General features: G+C 71.1%; 17 protein-coding genes. 16 read left to right on the top strand and 1 reads right to left on the bottom strand.

The window, feature by feature from the left end; translation table 11 throughout:
• The 13 genes from ACFWM2_RS05385 to hypE all read left to right on the top strand — a co-directional run bounded on the left by ACFWM2_RS05385 (position 1) and on the right by hypE (position 12,164).
• A complete protein-coding gene (locus ACFWM2_RS05385) occupies positions 1-1,785 on the top strand; it encodes a nickel-dependent hydrogenase large subunit (protein WP_383273213.1) in 1,785 nt (594 codons plus the stop codon).
• Complete coding sequence (locus ACFWM2_RS05390; protein ID WP_383273215.1) at positions 1,782-2,354, top strand: hypothetical protein; 573 nt, start codon at positions 1,782-1,784, stop codon at positions 2,352-2,354. Before ACFWM2_RS05385 ends, ACFWM2_RS05390 begins: the two co-directional genes overlap by 4 nt.
• The gene (locus ACFWM2_RS05395; RefSeq protein WP_383273217.1) at positions 2,351-3,016 is read left to right on the top strand and encodes a DUF5947 family protein; all 666 of its coding nucleotides are present in this window, start codon (positions 2,351-2,353) and stop codon (positions 3,014-3,016) included. The genes ACFWM2_RS05390 and ACFWM2_RS05395 overlap by 4 nt, the downstream gene beginning before the upstream one ends.
• A complete protein-coding gene (locus ACFWM2_RS05400) occupies positions 3,013-3,702 on the top strand; it encodes a DUF6084 family protein (RefSeq protein ID WP_383273219.1) in 690 nt (229 codons plus the stop codon). The genes ACFWM2_RS05395 and ACFWM2_RS05400 overlap by 4 nt, the downstream gene beginning before the upstream one ends.
• Positions 3,699-5,138: a hypothetical protein gene (locus ACFWM2_RS05405; protein ID WP_383273221.1), complete on the top strand. Its 1,440-nt coding sequence runs from the start codon at positions 3,699-3,701 to the stop codon at positions 5,136-5,138. Before ACFWM2_RS05400 ends, ACFWM2_RS05405 begins: the two co-directional genes overlap by 4 nt.
• On the top strand, positions 5,135-5,677 hold the full coding sequence (locus ACFWM2_RS05410) for a hydrogenase maturation protease (protein WP_383273223.1): 543 nt from the start codon (positions 5,135-5,137) through the stop codon (positions 5,675-5,677). Before ACFWM2_RS05405 ends, ACFWM2_RS05410 begins: the two co-directional genes overlap by 4 nt.
• A gap of 11 nt (positions 5,678-5,688) precedes the next feature.
• The gene (locus ACFWM2_RS05415; protein WP_383273225.1) at positions 5,689-5,793 is read left to right on the top strand and encodes a DUF6893 family small protein; all 105 of its coding nucleotides are present in this window, start codon (positions 5,689-5,691) and stop codon (positions 5,791-5,793) included.
• A gap of 193 nt (positions 5,794-5,986) precedes the next feature.
• Positions 5,987-6,382: a hydrogenase maturation nickel metallochaperone HypA gene (locus tag ACFWM2_RS05420; RefSeq protein ID WP_383273226.1), complete on the top strand. Its 396-nt coding sequence runs from the start codon at positions 5,987-5,989 to the stop codon at positions 6,380-6,382.
• A 3-nt stretch (positions 6,383-6,385) separates the two neighbouring features.
• On the top strand, positions 6,386-7,195 hold the full coding sequence (hypB, locus tag ACFWM2_RS05425; protein ID WP_383273228.1) for a hydrogenase nickel incorporation protein HypB: 810 nt from the start codon (positions 6,386-6,388) through the stop codon (positions 7,193-7,195).
• Positions 7,192-9,597: a carbamoyltransferase HypF gene (gene hypF / locus ACFWM2_RS05430; RefSeq protein WP_383273231.1), complete on the top strand. Its 2,406-nt coding sequence runs from the start codon at positions 7,192-7,194 to the stop codon at positions 9,595-9,597. Before hypB ends, hypF begins: the two co-directional genes overlap by 4 nt.
• 53 nt (positions 9,598-9,650) lie before the next feature.
• Entirely contained in the window at positions 9,651-9,971 is a 321-nt protein-coding gene (locus tag ACFWM2_RS05435) for a HypC/HybG/HupF family hydrogenase formation chaperone (RefSeq protein ID WP_383273233.1), read from the top strand.
• Positions 9,968-11,092: a hydrogenase formation protein HypD gene (hypD, locus tag ACFWM2_RS05440; RefSeq protein WP_383273235.1), complete on the top strand. Its 1,125-nt coding sequence runs from the start codon at positions 9,968-9,970 to the stop codon at positions 11,090-11,092. The genes ACFWM2_RS05435 and hypD overlap by 4 nt, the downstream gene beginning before the upstream one ends.
• Positions 11,085-12,164: a hydrogenase expression/formation protein HypE gene (gene hypE, locus ACFWM2_RS05445; protein WP_383273237.1), complete on the top strand. Its 1,080-nt coding sequence runs from the start codon at positions 11,085-11,087 to the stop codon at positions 12,162-12,164. Before hypD ends, hypE begins: the two co-directional genes overlap by 8 nt.
• A 79-nt stretch (positions 12,165-12,243) precedes the next feature.
• Here the strand turns inward: hypE and ACFWM2_RS05450 are convergent, their stop codons facing one another.
• Positions 12,244-12,630, bottom strand: a complete 387-nt coding sequence (locus ACFWM2_RS05450) for a hypothetical protein (protein WP_383273239.1) — start codon at positions 12,628-12,630, stop codon at positions 12,244-12,246.
• A gap of 339 nt (positions 12,631-12,969) precedes the next feature.
• On the opposite strand from ACFWM2_RS05450, the gene ACFWM2_RS05455 reads away from it, so the two are divergent.
• From ACFWM2_RS05455 to ACFWM2_RS05465, 3 genes are all read left to right on the top strand, one after another.
• Positions 12,970-13,704, top strand: a complete 735-nt coding sequence (locus ACFWM2_RS05455; RefSeq protein WP_383273241.1) for an acetoacetate decarboxylase — start codon at positions 12,970-12,972, stop codon at positions 13,702-13,704.
• Between the two features lie 94 nt (positions 13,705-13,798).
• Positions 13,799-14,761: a 3-hydroxyacyl-CoA dehydrogenase NAD-binding domain-containing protein gene (locus tag ACFWM2_RS05460; protein WP_383273243.1), complete on the top strand. Its 963-nt coding sequence runs from the start codon at positions 13,799-13,801 to the stop codon at positions 14,759-14,761.
• An 88-nt stretch (positions 14,762-14,849) separates the two neighbouring features.
• Positions 14,850-16,352, top strand: a complete 1,503-nt coding sequence (locus tag ACFWM2_RS05465; RefSeq protein WP_383273245.1) for a CoA transferase — start codon at positions 14,850-14,852, stop codon at positions 16,350-16,352.
• Positions 16,353-16,456: the final 104 nt, after the last annotated feature.

The following is a 16,456-nucleotide window of genomic DNA, read 5'->3' on the forward strand; positions in this document are numbered from 1 at the left end:
ATGGCACCGACGACGAAGGCGGCCGGCGACGGCAGTGGCCTGGTGGAGATGGCCTGGGACCCGATCACGCGGATCGTGGGCAGTCTGGGCATCCACACCAAGATCGACTTCAAGCAGAAGCGGGTCGCCGAGTGCTACAGCACCTCGTCGGTCTTCCGCGGCTACAGCGTCTTCATGCGCGGCAAGGACCCCCGCGACGCCCACTTCATCACCAGCCGTATCTGCGGCATCTGCGGTGACAACCACGCCACTTGTTCCGTGTACGCGCAGAACATGGCCTATGGCGTGAAGCCCCCGCACCTGGGTGAGTGGATCATCAACCTGGGCGAGTCGGCGGAGTACATGTTCGACCACAACATCTTCCAGGAGAACCTGGTAGGGGTCGACTACTGCGAAAAGATGGTCAAGGAGACCAACCCCGGGGTCCTCGAACTGGCCGAGCGCACTGAGGCCCCGCACGCCGGCGAGCACGGCTACCGCACCATCGCCGACATCATGCGGTCGCTGAACCCCATCGAGGGCGAGTTCTACCGCGAGGCCCTCCAGGTGAGCCGGTACACGCGGGAGATGTTCTGCCTCATGGAAGGGCGCCATGTGCACCCCTCCACGCTCTACCCGGGCGGTGTCGGCACGATCGCGTCCGTGCAGCTCTTCACCGACTACCTCAGCCGGCTGATGCGGTACGTGGAGTTCATGAAGCGCGTCGTGCCCCTGCACGACGACCTGTTCGACTTCTTCTACGAGGCCCTGCCCGGGTACGAAGAGGTGGGCCGGCGCCGCGTCCTGCTCGGCTGCTGGGGAGCGCTCAACGACCCCGAGTACTGCGACTTCACCTACGCGAACATGACGGACTGGGGCCGGCGGATGTTCGTCACCCCCGGAATCGTCGTCGACGGCAAGCTCGTCACCAACGACCTCACCGAGATCAACCTCGGTATCCGCATCCTGCTGGGCAGCTCGTACTACGACGACTGGCAGGGCCAGGAGCAGTTCGTCACGCACGACCCGCTCGGCAACCCGGTGGACCCGCGGCACCCCTGGAACCAGCACACCATCCCCGCCCCGCAGAAGCGGAACTTCGACGACAAGTACAGCTGGGTCATGTCGCCGCGGTGGTTCGACGGCAAGGACCACCTCGCGCTCGACACCGGCGGCGGCCCGATCGCCCGGCTGTGGTCCACCGCCCTGTCCGGACTCGTCGACACCGGCTACGTGAAGGCCACCGGGCACAGCGTCGTCATCAACCTGCCCCGCACGATGACCAGGCCCGAGACCAGCTTCGAGTGGAAGATCCCGAAGTGGAGCAACGCGCTGGAACGCAACCGCGCGCGCACCTACTTCCAGGCCTACACCGCCGCCATCGCGCTGCACTTCGCGGAGAAGGGGCTGGAGGAGGTCCGCGCCGGACGCACCCAGACCTGGGAGAAGTTCGAGGTGCCGGACGAGAGCATCGGCGTCGGATTCACCGAGGCGGTCCGCGGTGTCCTCTCCCACCACATGGTGATCCGCGACGGCAAGATCGCCAACTACCACCCGTACCCGCCCACCCCCTGGAACGCCAGCACCCGGGACACCTTCGGCACGCCCGGCCCGTACGAGGACGCCGTGCAGAACACGCCGATCTTCGAGGAGAACACGCCGGAGAACTTCAAGGGCATCGACATCATGCGTGCCGTGCGCAGCTTCGACCCCTGTCTGCCCTGCGGCGTGCACATGTACGTCGGCGGCGGCAAGACCGTGCAGAAGATGCACGTGCCCACCGGCCTGAGCGGACTGGGCGGATGACCGCGCCGACGCACCCGGTGAACGCGGAGCAGACCGGCCGCCGTATCGAGGACGTCCTGGACCGACTGGCCACCCACGGGGACCCGGCGGCCGCCGCGGCGGCGGAGGAACTCGTCCGCTCCCTGATGGATTTCTACGGCTCCGGGCTGGCCCGCATCCTCCAGCTGCTGTCCGGTCCCGGCGGCCGGCGGACAGCGGGCGAACCTCTGTCTGCGCTGCTCGGCGACGAACTGGTCGCGAGCCTGCTCGTTCTGCACGATCTGCACCCCGAGGACCGCGACACCCGTATCGCCCGGGCCCTCGACACCGTCCGCGACCACGCCCTCGAACTCGTCGACTTCGACGAGCACACGGGGACCCTGCGGTTGCGGTCGGCGGGTGAGGGATGCGGATGCGCCGCCACCGGTACGGCCTCCCAGCAGGCCGTCGAGGACGCGCTCGCCTGCTTCGCACCGGAGGTCAAGACCGTCGACGTACAGGCCGCGCCCCCACAGGCCCCCCTGCTGCAGATCGGCACCGGCCCGCAGTCCGGCGCCGCCGTCGGCCCGACCGCGGCACGGACCCCGTGAGCGCCTCCCCGGCAGCTGTCCGGGCGCCCGGATCCGAGCGCACCCCGGGCCTGCGCAGGTTCCTGACGGAGCGTCCGCCCCAGCCCGAGCGATGCGAGCTGTGCGCCGTGGCGGTGGCCGAGGAGGACCACCGCCACCTGGTGGACATCGAGAAGCGCGCGCTCGTCTGCGCCTGTGTCCCCTGCGCCCTGCTCATGGAGCAGCCCGGCGCCGCCGCGGGCCGCTTCCGCACAGTGCCCTCCCGCTACCTCACCGACCCCGCCCACCGCCTCGACGACCGTGCGTGGGAGTCGCTGCAGATCCCCGTCGGCGTCGCCTTCTTCTTCCGAAACGCCGCGCTCGACCGGCTGGTGGCCCAGTATCCGAGCCCCGCCGGAGCCACCGAGAGCGAACTCGAACCGGCCACCTGGGACGAGGTCCTCGGTGCCAACCGGCTCGCCGAGCTGCTCGAACCCGACGTCGAGGCGTTGCTGCTGCGCCGTACCGACGGGCGCTGCGAGTGCTACCTCGTACCGATCGACATCTGCTACGAACTGGTGGGCCGTATGCGCCTGTTGTGGCAGGGCTTCGACGGCGGAGCCGAAGCGCGCGCCGCCCTCGACGCGTTCTTCGACAACGTGGTGCGACGCGCGCGGCCCGTGCCCGAGGCGGGCGTGTCGTGACGGAGTTCTCCTTCGCGTGCACGGGAGTTCGCGCCGACCGGTTCGCCGCCGGACCGACCCTCGTGTTCCGGCTGCGCGTCACCGCGGCCGGCGGGGCCCGGGTGCACGCGCTCGCGCTGCGCTGCCAGATCCGCATCGAGCCCGCCCGGCGCGGTTACGAGTCCGCCGAGGCCGAGGGGCTGGCGGATCTCTTCGGCGAGCGGTCGCGCTGGGGCAGCACCCTCCAGCCGGTGCAGTTCGCCCAGGTCCCGCTGATGGTCCCCGGCTTCACCGGCGAGACCGAGACCGACCTCGTCGTGCCCTGCACGTACGACATGGACATCGCCGCCACCCGCTATCTGGCCGCGCTCGACGGCGGTGAGGTTCCGCTGCTGATGCTGTTCTCGGGCACGGCGTTCACCGGAGCGGGCGGCTTCCGGGTGGAGCCGGTCCCGTGGGACCGGGAGGCGTCCTTCCGGATGCCGGTCACCGCCTGGCGGGAGATGGTCGAGCAGCACTTCCCGGGGTGCGGCTGGATCCGGCTGCCCCGCGACACCATGGACGCCCTGCTCGCCTACCGCTCCCGACGGGCGCTGCCCTCCTGGGAGGCCACTGTGCGGGCTCTCCTCGATGAGGAGACAGCCCCCGTGGAGGAGCCCCGCACCGATCCGTATCTCACCCTCACCACCGGAAGGACGGATTCGTGAGCGTGACCACGTTCGCCCCGGAGACGGAGGCCAGGTTCGCCCTGGCCCGGCAGGTGGCCGACGCCGTTCTCTTCGAGGGCTACGTGCTCTACCCGTACCGTGCCTCGGCGGCCAAGAACCGGTTGCGCTGGCAGTTCGGGGTGCTCGTCCCGCCCGACTGGGGAGCGGACAGCGAGGAACACGACTTCCAGCACACCGAATGCCTGATGGAACCGAAGGCCGGCGCGACCCTGTCCATCGAGCTGCGGTTCCTGCACGCCCGGCGGCGCACCGTGCAGCAGGCCCGGCCGGACGGCGGGTTCGACACGGTGCCCGAACTCCGCCTGGAGGACCGGGTCCTGGTGCCCTGGGACGAAGGCGGCGAGGAGCGCGTCGAGGTGGTCGCTGCGGTCGACGAACTGCTCGGTGACGGCGTCACGTTCCCCTTCGGGCGCCCCGCCCGGGAGGAGGCCGAGCCGGTCGTGGATGCGACGGGCCGGCCCGTCGGCCGACTGGTCCGGCGGTCCGAGGAGATCAGCGGTGTCGTACGGTTGTCCGCCCGCGAACTCGACGGCCCCTACCGGACCCTGCGGCTGACCGCCGTGGTCGAGAACACCACCGCCTGGACACCCGAGGACGGTCGCGGCGCCGACCGGGACGCCGCGCTGCCGCGGTCCCTGGTCGCCGCGCATCTCCTCATGGCGCTCAGCGCCGGGTCGTTCCTGTCGATGACCGATCCCCCGGAGTGGGCGAAGGGCGCGATCGCGTCCTGTCGCAACCTGCACACCTGGCCCGTCCTCGCCGGCGAGCCGGGCCGCGCCGACCTGGTGCTGTCCTCGCCGATCATCCTGGAGGACCACCCGGCGATCGCGCCGGAGAGCCCGGGCGCGCTCTACGACGCCACCGAGATCGACGAGATCCTCGCGCTGCGGACCGCGGCCCTCACCGACGAGGAGAAGCGCGAGGCCCGGGGCACCGACGAGCGGGCGGCCGCCGTCATCGACCTCGCGGACTCCATGCCCGCCGAGGTGCTGGAGCGGCTGCACGGGGCGGTGCGGAGTCTGCGCGAGATGACCGGCCCAGGTTCGGCTGCCACCGCTCCCGTGACCGAGGGCTTCCCCGACGAGTACGGGGTGCAGCGGCCGGACACCCCCTGGTGGGACCCCGCGAGCGACGCCGGCTTCGACCCGGCTCAGGACCGGGTCGTCGTGGACGGCCGGTCGCTCGGCGCGGGAAGCCGCGTGCTGCTGCGGCCCGGTCTGCGGCGGTCGGACGCGCAGGACCTGTTCCTCCAGGGGCGCAGCGCGAAGGTCGAGGCGGTCCTGCACGACGTGGACGGCGGGGTGCATCTGGCGGTCACGGTCGAGGGCGACCCCGGCGCCGACATCCGCCGGGAGCAGGGCCGGTTCCTCTACTTCCAGCCGGACGAGATCACGCCGCTGGAGGACGACGCATGAACGCTCCCCACCCGACGGGCCCCAGGACCCTGGTTGCCGGTATCGGAAACATCTTCCTCGGTGACGACGGCTTCGGCGTCGAGACCGTGCGCAGGCTCACCGAACGGCTGCTGCCCGCACACATCGAGGTCGAGGACATCGGCGTACGCGGTGTGCACCTCGCGTACCAGCTCCTGGACGGCTACGACACGCTCGTCCTCGTCGACGCCACCGCCCGCGGCGAGGCCCCCGGCACGCTCTACGTGATCGAGCACGACAGCCCCCTCGACGGAGGACCGCCGGCCGCCACTGCGCTCGACGGCCACCGGATGACGCCCGACACGGTTCTGGCGTTGCTGAACACGCTGTGCGCGGGGACCGGCGGGCAGCCGCCGCGGCGGATCCTGATCGTCGGATGTGAACCCGCCTCGGTGGACGAGGGCATCGGTCTCAGTCCGCCGGTGGCCGACGCCGTACCCCGGGCCGTTCGGCTGATCGAAGAGTTGCTGCCGGACGGTGAGCCGGCGTCGCGGGCCACGGCCGGCGAGGCCGCGAAGTGAGGAGAGACGGGATGAAGAAGACCATCATCGGCGGCGCGGCCGTGGCCGCCGTGGCCGCCCTTGTCCGGCAGGTGCTTCCTGACCTCAGGCGCTATCTGCGGATGCGCAGGATGTGAGGCGGGGCACCCGCCGGGGCGTTGGGTCGAACGGCGTACGCCACCGGCGGCCGGCGGCGTGCCTGGCCTTCGAAGCAGGCCCCCTCGCCTCTAATGAAGGCCGCCGGCCCACGCCTTCCCGTGCGGGCCGGGCGGCCGAAACCGGCCGCGGTGGCGGTCGGCGCAGGCCGGCCTCCTGGGAGGACAGAGACCGATGCACGAGATGTCCATCGCGCTGGCGGTGATCGGCCAGGTCGAGGAGGCCGCGCAGCGGGCCGGGGACGTGACGGCCGTGCGGTCGGTACGGCTTCATGTGGGCGAACTGGCCGGCGTCGTACCCGACTCCCTCACCTTCTGCTTCGAACTGGCCTGCGCCGGAACCCTCCTGGAGGGCGCCGGTCTGGTCACCGAGACCGTGCCGGGGCGGGCCCGCTGCGCCCCATGCGCGTTCGAATGGGCCGTCGGTATGCCACCCCGGCTGAGCTGCCCCGAGTGCGGCGGGGCGACCACCGACCTGCTCTCGGGCCGGGAACTGCAGATCCTCAGCGTGCACTGGGAGGACGGCCGGACGCACGCTCCAGCCCGCGAACCGATCTCCGAGGAGCGCTGAACCATGTGCCGTGTGGTCGACCTGCGTCAGGCCGTACTCGCCAAGAACGACGCGACCGCGCACACGCTGCGCGCCGAGCTGGCCGCCCGCGGCACCGCCGTCGTCAATCTGCTCTCCAGCCCCGGCAGCGGCAAGACCGCGCTGCTGGAACGTGAACTGCTGCTCGCACGGGAGCGGTCGGTTCCTGTCGCGGCGCTGACCGCCGACCTCGCCACCGAGAACGACGCGGCGCGCCTCGCCCGTTCGGGCGTTCCGGTCAAGCAGGTGCTCACCGACGGGCTGTGCCATCTGGAGGCGGACATGCTCGGCGGCCACCTCGACGGCTGGCTGCCCGACGACACGCGCCTGCTGTTCGTGGAGAACGTGGGCAATCTCGTCTGTCCGGCCTCCTACGACCTCGGGGAGACGCTGAGGGTCGTCCTCGCCTCCGTGACCGAGGGGGAGGACAAGCCGCTGAAGTACCCGACGGCCTTCGGCCTCGCCCACCTGGTCGTGGTCACCAAGACCGACATCGCCGAGGCCGTCGAATTCGACGAGGCCGCCTTTCGGGCGAACGTGCAGCAGGTCAACCCCGGAGTCGAGGTGGTCCTCACCTCGGCGCGCAAGGACCGAGGGCTCGGTGCGCTGCTCGACAGGGCGATCGCGGCCGCGGACGGAGCGCCCGTCCACTCACCCGTCATGGCCCGTCAGCAGGACGGCCACGGTCACACACACGCACACGGTCACGCACACGGCGATCACGCCGACCATGACGACGGCCATCCGCACGCCCACCCGGACGGCACCGGCGCGATGGCCCAGACCCGCTCGTGAGCAGTACGCCGCCTTCGACCGTCGTCGCCGGTGACACGCCGCGGCGCCGCCGGGTCACCGTCCGGGGCGTCGTACAGGGCGTCGGCTTCCGGCCGTACCTCTACGGCCTCGCCACCGAGCTGGCGCTGTCCGGTCACGTGACCAACACCCCGGACGGCGTTGTCGCCGAAGTCGAGGGCGCCGCCTCGGCCGTCGCGCAGTTCTGCGACCGGATCGCCGCGCACGCCCCGCCGCTGGCCCGTGTGGAGTCCGTCGACCACCGGGAGCTGCCCGCCACGGGTGGCAGCGTGTTCACGATCATCGCCTCCCGGACGGACGGACCGGCTCGCACGCTGGTCTCGCCGGACATGGCCACGTGCGGCGACTGTCTCGGGGAACTGGCCGATCCGTCCGATCGACGGCACCGTCACCCCTTCATCAACTGCACGCACTGCGGCCCGCGGTTCACGATCGTCACCGGAGTGCCGTACGACCGGGCGCACACGACCATGGCGGGTTTCGCGATGTGTCCCGACTGCGCCCGGGAGTACACGGATCCGGCCGACCGCCGCTTCCACGCACAGCCGGTCGCCTGCCCCGCCTGCGGACCGCGACTGCGTCTGCTCGTCGCGCAGCGGTCGTCCGGCGAGCCGCCGCGGAGTGCCGGGGCGGGGGACCCGGTCGCCGGGGCCCGCGCGCTCCTGGCACGGGGTGCGATCGTCGCGGTCAAGGGCCTGGGCGGCTACCACCTGGCCTGCGACGCCTCCCATGCCGCCGCGGTCGCCCTGCTGCGCCGCCGCAAGGCCCGGGGGGACAAGCCGTTCGCCGTCATGGTCAGGAGCGCGGCCGATCTCGAGGACCTCGTCCGGCTGAGTCCGGAGGAGCGCGCACTGCTGGAGGGCGGGACCAGGCCGATCGTGCTGCTGCGCCGGCGTACGGACCTGGCGCATGCGACGGGGTCGCCCGGGCCGGCGGAGGCCGTCGCGCCCCACAGCCCCGATCTCGGCGTGATGTTGCCGTACACGCCCCTGCACCATCTGCTGCTCGGTCTGCCCGGTGACGCCGACGGGCCCCGGATGCTGGTCATGACCAGTGGCAATGTGGCCGGTGAGCCGATCGTCACCGACGACGAGGAGGCGTTGGAGCGGCTGGCGCCCCTGGCCGACGCCTGGCTCACGCACGACCGCCCGATCCATGTGCCGTGCGACGACTCCGTGCTGCGCGTCTGCGACGGGGAGGCGCTGATGGTCCGCCGCGCCCGCGGCTACGCGCCGCTGCCCGTGGACCTCCCGGTGACCGTGCACCCGGCCCTCGCCGCCGGCGGAGACCTCAAGAACGCGTTCTGTCTCGGGGAGGGGCGCCGGGCCTGGCTGTCCGCGCACATCGGCGACATGGACGACCTCGGCACCCAGCGGGCCTTCGAGCGCGCCGAGACACAGCTGGAGTCCATCACGGGCGTACGGCCCCGGATGCTGGTGGCCGACCGGCACCCCGGCTATCGCTCCGCCCAGTGGGCCGGGCGGAACGCGTCAGGACGACCCGTCGTACGCGTCCAGCACCATCACGCCCATGTCGCCGCCGCGATGGCCGAACACGGGCTGGACGGCGGCCGACCGGTGATCGGCGTCGCCTTCGACGGGACGGGGCACGGCGACGACGGCGCGGTGTGGGGCGGCGAGATCCTGCTCGCGGACTACGAGGGCTTCGTCCGGTTCGGGCACCTCGCCTACGTCCCGCTGCCCGGTGGCGACGCCGCGGTGCGCCGGCCGTACCGGATGGCCCTGGCGCATCTGCGCGCGGCGGGGATCGACTGGTCGGACGCCCTGCCCTGCGCGGCCGCCTGTCCGGCCGACGAACGACGGGTGCTGGAACGGCAGTTGGAGCGCGACCTGAACTGCGTCCCCACCTCCAGCATGGGCCGGCTCTTCGACGCCGTCTCCTCGCTCGCCGGCGTGTGTCACCGCGCCGATTTCGAGGCCCAGGCGGCCGTCGAGCTGGAGAGCGCGGCGCTGCACGCGCCGGCCGACGACACCACCTCGTACGCGTTCGCCCTGCGGACAGCGCCGCCTGAGTCCGATGACCCGGTACGGGCCGACCCGGCACCCGTCCTCGCGGCGATCGTCGGTGATCTGCGGACGGGCACGGACCCGGCGCTGATCGCCGCCCGCTTCCACCGCGCGGTCACCGGCCTGGTGCACCGGATGTGCGTACGGGCGCGGACTCGGCACGGGCTGGACACGGTCGCCCTGACCGGGGGCGTGTTCGCCAACACCCTGCTCTCCTCGGCCTGCGCCGCGGCTCTGCGCGAGGACGGGTTCACCGTGCTGCGCCACCACCTGGTCCCGCCCAACGACGGCGGCCTCGCCCTCGGCCAGCTCGTGGTGGCCGCCCGTGCGGAGGACCGGACCGCAGTGCACGAGTGAGGAACTGTCCCGGCAGCACCGGGTGACGCACGATCCACAGCAAGGAGAGGCCCATGTGCCTGGCGGTACCCGGCAGAGTGCTGGACATCGAGGAACGGGACGGTACCCGTATGGCCACCGTCGATTTCGGCGGAGTGGTCAAGGAGGTGTGCCTGGAGTACCTGCCCGACCTCCAGGTCGGCGAGTACGCCATCGTCCATGTCGGGTTCGCCCTGCAACGTCTGGACGAGGAGTCGGCGAAGCAGACGCTCGAACTCTTCGCCCAGCTCGGCATGTTGCAGGAGGAGTTCGGCGACCCCTGGGAACTGGCCGCGCAAGCAGGCGGAACCACCCCGTTCCCGGACGAGGACGTCATCGAGGAGGCGCGGAAGTGAAGTACATGGACGAATTCCAGGACCCGGAACTGGCGCGGCGGCTCCTCGACGACATCCACGCCACCGTGACCAGGCCGTGGGCCCTGATGGAGGTCTGCGGAGGACAGACGCACACCATCATCCGCCACGGCATCGACCAACTCCTCCCCGATCAGGTCGAATTGATCCACGGTCCGGGCTGTCCCGTCTGCGTGACCCCGCTCGAAGTCATCGACAAGGCGCTGGAGATCGCCTCCCGGCCGGACGTGATCTTCTGCTCGTTCGGTGACATGCTCCGCGTCCCCGGCACCGGCCGGGACCTGTTCCAGGTGCGCAGCGAAGGGGGCGACGTACGCGTCGTCTACTCGCCGCTCGACGCCCTGCGGGTCGCGCAGCAGAACCCGGACCGCGAGGTGGTGTTCTTCGGCATCGGGTTCGAGACGACGGCGCCGCCGAACGCGATGACGGTCCATCAGGCACGCAAGCTCGGCATCCCGAACTTCAGCCTGCTGGTGTCCCACGTCCGGGTACCCCCCGCGATCGAGGCGATCATGAGTGCGCCGAACTGCCGGGTCCAGGGCTTCCTCGCCGCCGGGCACGTCTGCAGCGTGATGGGCGTGGGGGAGTACCCGGAGCTGGCCGAACGGTTCAAGGTCCCGATCGTCGTGACCGGGTTCGAACCGCTCGACATCCTGGAAGGCGTACGCCGGACCGTCCACCAGCTGGAACGCGGCGAGCACACCGTCGACAACGCCTACGCCCGGGCCGTCAGGCCGGAGGGCAACCCGGCTGCCCAGGCCATGCTGGAGGACGTCTTCGAGGTCACCGACCGTGCCTGGCGCGGTATCGGTGTGATCCCGGACAGCGGCTGGCGGCTGTCGCGCAAGTACCGCGACTTCGACGCCGAGCACCGCTTCTCGGTCGAAGGCATCCAGACGCGGGAGCCGGCCGAATGCCGCAGCGGTGAGGTCCTCCAGGGGATGCTCAAGCCGCACGAGTGCGAGGCCTTCGGCACCCTCTGCACCCCCCGCACCCCGCTCGGCGCCACCATGGTCTCCAGCGAGGGCGCCTGCGCCGCGTACTACCTCTACCGGCGTCTTGAGATCACCCCCGTGGCCCGGGAGGCGAGCCCCGTTGTCTGACACCACCGATCTCCGCGTGCCCGCGCCGGACCCCGAGGCCTGGACGTGTCCGGCGCCGCTGCGCGACCGGCCCCGCATCGTCATGGGCCACGGCGGTGGCGGCGCGCTCTCCGCCGAACTGGTCGAGCACGTCTTCGCGCCCGCCTTCGGGGGAGAGGTGCTCGCCCAGCTCGGCGACGCCGCCGCGCTCTCGCTCGGCGGGGTCCGACTGGCGTTCTCCACCGACTCGTTCGTGGTGCGGCCGCTGTTCTTCCCCGGCGGCAGCATCGGGGACCTCGCCGTCAACGGCACGGTCAACGACCTCGCCATGAGCGGGGCCCGGGCCGCCTACCTCTCCTGCGGCTTCATCCTGGAGGAGGGCGTCGAACTGGAGGTGGTCGCCCGGATCGCCGAGGCGCTGGGGACGGCGGCGCGTGCGGCGGGCGTCGAGGTGGCCACCGGCGACACCAAGGTGGTGGAGTCGGGTCACGGCGACGGGGTCTACATCAACACGGCGGGCATCGGGCTCATCCCGGCGGGTGTCGACCTGCGCGCGCAGCGGGTGGTACCCGGTGACGTCGTGATCGTCAGCGGCGCGATCGGCGTACACGGTGTGGCGATCATGAGCGTCCGCGAAGGCCTGGAATTCGGTGTGGAGATCGAGAGCGACTGTGCGGCGCTCGGCGGCCTGGTCGACGCCATGCTGGCCGTCACCCGGGATCTGCACGTGCTGCGCGATCCCACGCGCGGCGGGCTGGCCGCGGCTCTGAACGAGATCGCGTCGGCCTCCGGTGCCGGGGTGGTCATCCGTGAACGCGATGTGCCCGTCCCGCCGCCCGTGGCCAACGCCTGCGCGATTCTGGGACTGGACCCCATGTACGTCGCCAACGAGGGCAAGTTGGTGGCCTTCGTCCCGCGTGAGCATGCCGACGCCGTCCTGGAGGCGATGCGGGCCCATCCGCTGGGCCGGGACTCCGTGATCATCGGCGAGACCGTCGACGCGCACCCGGGCATGGTGGTGGCCCGCACCGGGCTGGGTGGAACGCGCGTGGTCGACCTGCCGATCGGGGAGCAACTGCCGCGGATCTGCTGAGTGTTGCCGCGGCCGACAAGACAGACGGGGCCGGTGCCGGGTGGACCGGTGCCGGCGGGTTTGGTCGTCGGTCGGGGTGCTAGCCCGGTCGTCGACCGGACGGCGGGTCCTGCGGGTCCACGCCCGTGGTCGCGGAGGCGTCCTTGGTCCCGCTGGGGCGCTGCGAGCGGCCCCTGCGACCGGTGTCCCGCATGCCCTTCTCGTCGTCGCCGGCGTACTCCTCGCCGCGCGCACCGGTGCTCTTGCTCGTGTCGCCCGGTACGGACTTGGTCTCCTCCTTGGACCTCGTCCGGCCGGGGCCGCTGTCTCCGGCGTGCTCGCCAGGGTGGAAGGAGCGGTGGGCGCTCGGGTTGTCCTGCTGGCGCGTCTCGTCCACATCGGGCGACCAGCCGTGCTGACCGGTGCCCTGGTGGCGGCTCGGGCCCTCTCCGTGCGAGGGCTCGGACGGACGTGGTTTCTTCGGCATGGGCTGACCTGCCTCTCGGTGAGAGGGCGCTGGTTGCGCATCTCCGGGATAGTCGAATTCTCCCACTTTGTGACAGGTGGGGCGCGCTGCCTCATGGCCCCGGTCTGCCGGTGCGGCTGTGCGCGAGCCGGACGGCGCTCGTCCCGTACCGCATAGGAAGGTGTGATCCCGTGGGTGGGCGGCATGGGTTTGCGGGAATGCGGCGCACGGTCGTATCGTTGTACATAGCAACAAGTTGTATTTGCCAACTAACTGGACTCTTTCATGGTCGTGGCTCGGGAGCGCCCCCGGCAGCTCGGGAAAGCTCCTGGCAGCTCACGAGAAAGAAAGGCGAGCCCGATGCGTGCTGAAGACGTCGTCAAGTCGCTGACCACCCCTCTCAACGCCCCCGCGTTCCCCGCGGGCCCGTACCGCTTCACCAGTCGCGAATACCTGAACATCACCTACCGCACGGACCCCGAGGCGCTCGCCGCCGTCGTACCGGAACCGCTGCGTGTCCCCGAACCCCTGGTGCGTTTCGAGATCATGCGGATGCCCGATGTGACAGGGCTGGGCGACTACACCGAGTCCGGCCAGGTCGTGGCCGTCGAGCACGAGGGCGAGCGGGGCGAGTACAGCCTCGCCATGTACGTCGACAGCCACCCCGCCATCGCCAGCGGCCGTGAGATCAGCGCCTTCCCCAAGAAGCTGGGGGCGCCCCGGCTGTACGTGGACTCCGACACCCTGGTCGGCACCCTCGACTACGGCACTCTGCGCGTCGCCACCGCCACCATGGGCTACAAGCACCGGGCCCTGGACTCCGCGCAGGCCCGCGCCGAAGTCACCCTGCCGACCTTCATGCTGAAGAAGCTGCCGGGGTACGACGCCAAGCCCCGCATCTGCGAACTGGTCCGCGCCCAGATCTCCGACGTGACCATCAAGGGCGCCTGGAGCGGGCCGGCCCGCCTGGAACTGTTCGCCCACGCCCTCGCCCCGCTGTCCGACCTGCCCGTACGCGAAGTGGTCGCGGCGAGCCACATCGTGGCCGACCTCACGCTGGGCCGCACGGAACTCGTGCACGACTACCTCGCTTGAGCCCCCTCAGTTCGCGTCCCACGGATCGCCCGAGCCGTCGTGCCCGGTCGGCCGCATCAGGAAGACCACCCGTATCTCGGAGAGGACCACCCCCATGACCGAACCCACCGAAGCCGCCGGAATCCGTCGTGTCACGGTCGTCGGCGCAGGCGTGATCGGCGCCTCCTGGTCCGCGCTCTTCCTCGCCCACGGACTCGAGGTCACCGTCAGCGATCCGCAACCCGGTGTCGACACGCATGTGCGTGAACTGATCGACGGCACGCTGCCGGTGCTCGAGGGCCTGGGGCTGCCGACAGCGGACCTCACCGAGCGCCTCCGCTTCGAGCCGGACCTGGCCACCGCCGTGCGCGAGGCCGACCTTGTGCAGGAGAACGGCCCCGAGCGGCTGGAGGTCAAGCACCAGATGTGGCGGACGATCGAGGAGAACGCACCGGCCGCCGCCCTGTTCGCCACCTCGACCTCCGGCATCCCCGCCACCGACATCGCCACCGCGCTGGACAGCCCGGAACGTCTGGTGGTGGGCCACCCGTTCAACCCGCCGCACCTGGTGCCGCTCGTCGAGATCGTGCCCGGCGAGCGTACGAGCGAGGAGACCGTCGAGCGCGCCCGTGCCTTCTACACCGCCCTGGGCAAGAGCCCCCAGGTGCTCCGCAAGGAGGTTCCCGGGTTCGTCGCCAACCGGCTGCAGTCGGCGCTCTTCCGCGAATGCGTCCACCTGGTCGCCGAGGGAGTCGTCACGGAGCAGGAGCTGGACGCCATCGTCACCTCCTCCATCGGCCTGCGCTGGGCGGTCGCCGGGCCGTTCCAGACGTTTCACCTCGGCGGCGGCGAAGGTGGCCTGCCGCACTTCGTCACGCATCTGGGCCCCGGCATGGAGAAGCGCTGGGATCAGATGGCCCGCGAACACGTCGCGTTCGACGACGCCACCGTGAGCACCCTGAACGAACAGGCGCGTGACTTCGGGGCCGGCATCGACCAACTGGCCGCCGAGCGCGACCGCAGGCAGGTCGCCCTGATGCGGGCCCTCGCCGAAACCCCCGACGCGCAGCGGGGATAGCCCCGCGACCGTGCGTTGCGTGCCCGGCGCGCGGCACGGTACTCGCCCCCGCCCCACCCACCCGTTCTCCCCTGGCGAAGGTCTCACCATGAACTCGCTGACCGAAAAGATCTCCCGGGCCGTGGCCCATCCGCTCACCGGCGACGACGACTTCGACATCCACCACGCACTGCACGACGTCCTGGCCGAGATCGGCATGCGTCCCGAGGACAGTGGCGGGCGGATCACCTTCCTCGGGGCGGACCCGATCGTCCCCTCCGTCATCCGGCTGGGAGCGGTACCTGCGCTGGGCATGACCGCCAAGTCGGTGGCGCTCGCAGCCCTTTGGCGCCACCGCGGAGGCGAAGGCCAGGACATCACCATGGACCTGCGCAAGGCCCCGCACCGCCTGTGCCCCTTCTACGACAGGAAGTGGGAGAAGCTCAACGGGTTCAGCCCCGGCCGCCCGCACGACCCCGACAACCCGTTCAGTCTGCGGTTCTACGAGACACGCGACAGCCGCTGGGTGATGCCGCTCAACCTGTATCCGAAGATCAAGGACGCCACGCTCCGGCTGCTGAGGACCACCCCCGACGAAGCCGCCGCCGCGGACGCCATCCGCACCTGGGACGCGGCCGACCTGGAACAGGCCGGTACCGAGGCCGGGATCGTGATGCCGATGCTGCGCACGACCGAGGAGTTCCTCGCCGAGCCGCAGTACCGGGACCACCTCGCCCACGAACCACTGATCAAGATCGAGAAGATCGGCGACAGCGAGCCCGAGCCCCTGCCCGCGGGTGTCTCCCAACCCCTCGACGGGCTGCGCGCGTTGGGCATGGGCCATGTGATCGCGGGCGCCGGCATCGGTCGTGACCTCGCTCAGCACGGCGCCGACGTGCTGAACCTGTGGCGGCCCACCGAGTGGGAGAACGACGTCACCTACTACACCGCCAACGTCGGATCCCGCTCCGCCACCGTCGATCCCTACTCGCCCGAGGGCCAGAGCCGCGTCCGCGGTCTGCTGCGTGAAGCCGACGTCTTCTTCGCCAACCGCCGGCCCGGCTTCCTGGAGAAGATCGGGTTGTCACCGGAGGAGGCCGCCGCCGTACGTCCCGGACTCGTCTACGCCACCGTCAGCCTGCACGGTGACAGCGGGCCCTGGGCCGACCGCGTCGGATTCGACCAGACCGCCGGCTGCGTCAGCGGCGTCATGCTCCGCGAGGGAACGGACGGACGCCCGGCCCTGCCGCCCATCGGCGTCGTCAACGACTACGTTCTGTCCTGGCTGGCCACCACGGGGATCATCCGCGCCCTGCTCCTGCGCGCCACCCAGGGCGGAAGCTACAAGGTCAGCCTCAGCCTCACCCGGGTTTCCGCCTGGATCCTCAGTCTCGGGCTCTTCGACCGTGACTACGCCCACGAGGTCGCCGGCACGGGCGGCCCCGACTCCGAGCATGCCTACCTCGACCCCGACCAGTTCTCCGCCCAGACCCCTTGCGGCCACTACACCGGAGTCACGGACCAGGTCGTCATGTCCGCCACGCCGGGCCGTTTCCGGACGATTCTGGTTCCCCGCGGCAGCGGTGCGCCGGTCTGGCTGCCCCGGGCCTGACGCGGCGGGCGTGACCGGCCGTAGGCGCCCGGTTTCCGGTCGCCAACTCGTGCGCTGAGGTGTCTCCGGCCGCCCGGTGCGCCTCAGGCCCCTGCCGTACCGCG

Source organism: Streptomyces sp. NPDC058371 (genome assembly GCF_042723265.1).
Lineage (GTDB): Bacteria > Actinomycetota > Actinomycetes > Streptomycetales > Streptomycetaceae > Streptomyces.

Coding starts and splice junctions, on each gene's coding strand:
- ACFWM2_RS05420 (WP_383273226.1), top strand. CDS start 5,987: ATGCACGAGATGTCCATCGCGCTGGCGGTGATCGGCCAGGTCGAGGAG.
- ACFWM2_RS05450 (WP_383273239.1), bottom strand. CDS start 12,630: ATGCCGAAGAAACCACGTCCGTCCGAGCCCTCGCACGGAGAGGGCCCG.
- ACFWM2_RS05460 (WP_383273243.1), top strand. CDS start 13,799: ATGACCGAACCCACCGAAGCCGCCGGAATCCGTCGTGTCACGGTCGTC.
- ACFWM2_RS05410 (WP_383273223.1), top strand. CDS start 5,135: ATGAACGCTCCCCACCCGACGGGCCCCAGGACCCTGGTTGCCGGTATC.
- hypB (WP_383273228.1), top strand. CDS start 6,386: ATGTGCCGTGTGGTCGACCTGCGTCAGGCCGTACTCGCCAAGAACGAC.
- ACFWM2_RS05385 (WP_383273213.1), top strand. CDS start 1: ATGGCACCGACGACGAAGGCGGCCGGCGACGGCAGTGGCCTGGTGGAG.
- ACFWM2_RS05415 (WP_383273225.1), top strand. CDS start 5,689: ATGAAGAAGACCATCATCGGCGGCGCGGCCGTGGCCGCCGTGGCCGCC.
- ACFWM2_RS05390 (WP_383273215.1), top strand. CDS start 1,782: ATGACCGCGCCGACGCACCCGGTGAACGCGGAGCAGACCGGCCGCCGT.
- ACFWM2_RS05435 (WP_383273233.1), top strand. CDS start 9,651: ATGTGCCTGGCGGTACCCGGCAGAGTGCTGGACATCGAGGAACGGGAC.
- ACFWM2_RS05455 (WP_383273241.1), top strand. CDS start 12,970: ATGCGTGCTGAAGACGTCGTCAAGTCGCTGACCACCCCTCTCAACGCC.
- ACFWM2_RS05465 (WP_383273245.1), top strand. CDS start 14,850: ATGAACTCGCTGACCGAAAAGATCTCCCGGGCCGTGGCCCATCCGCTC.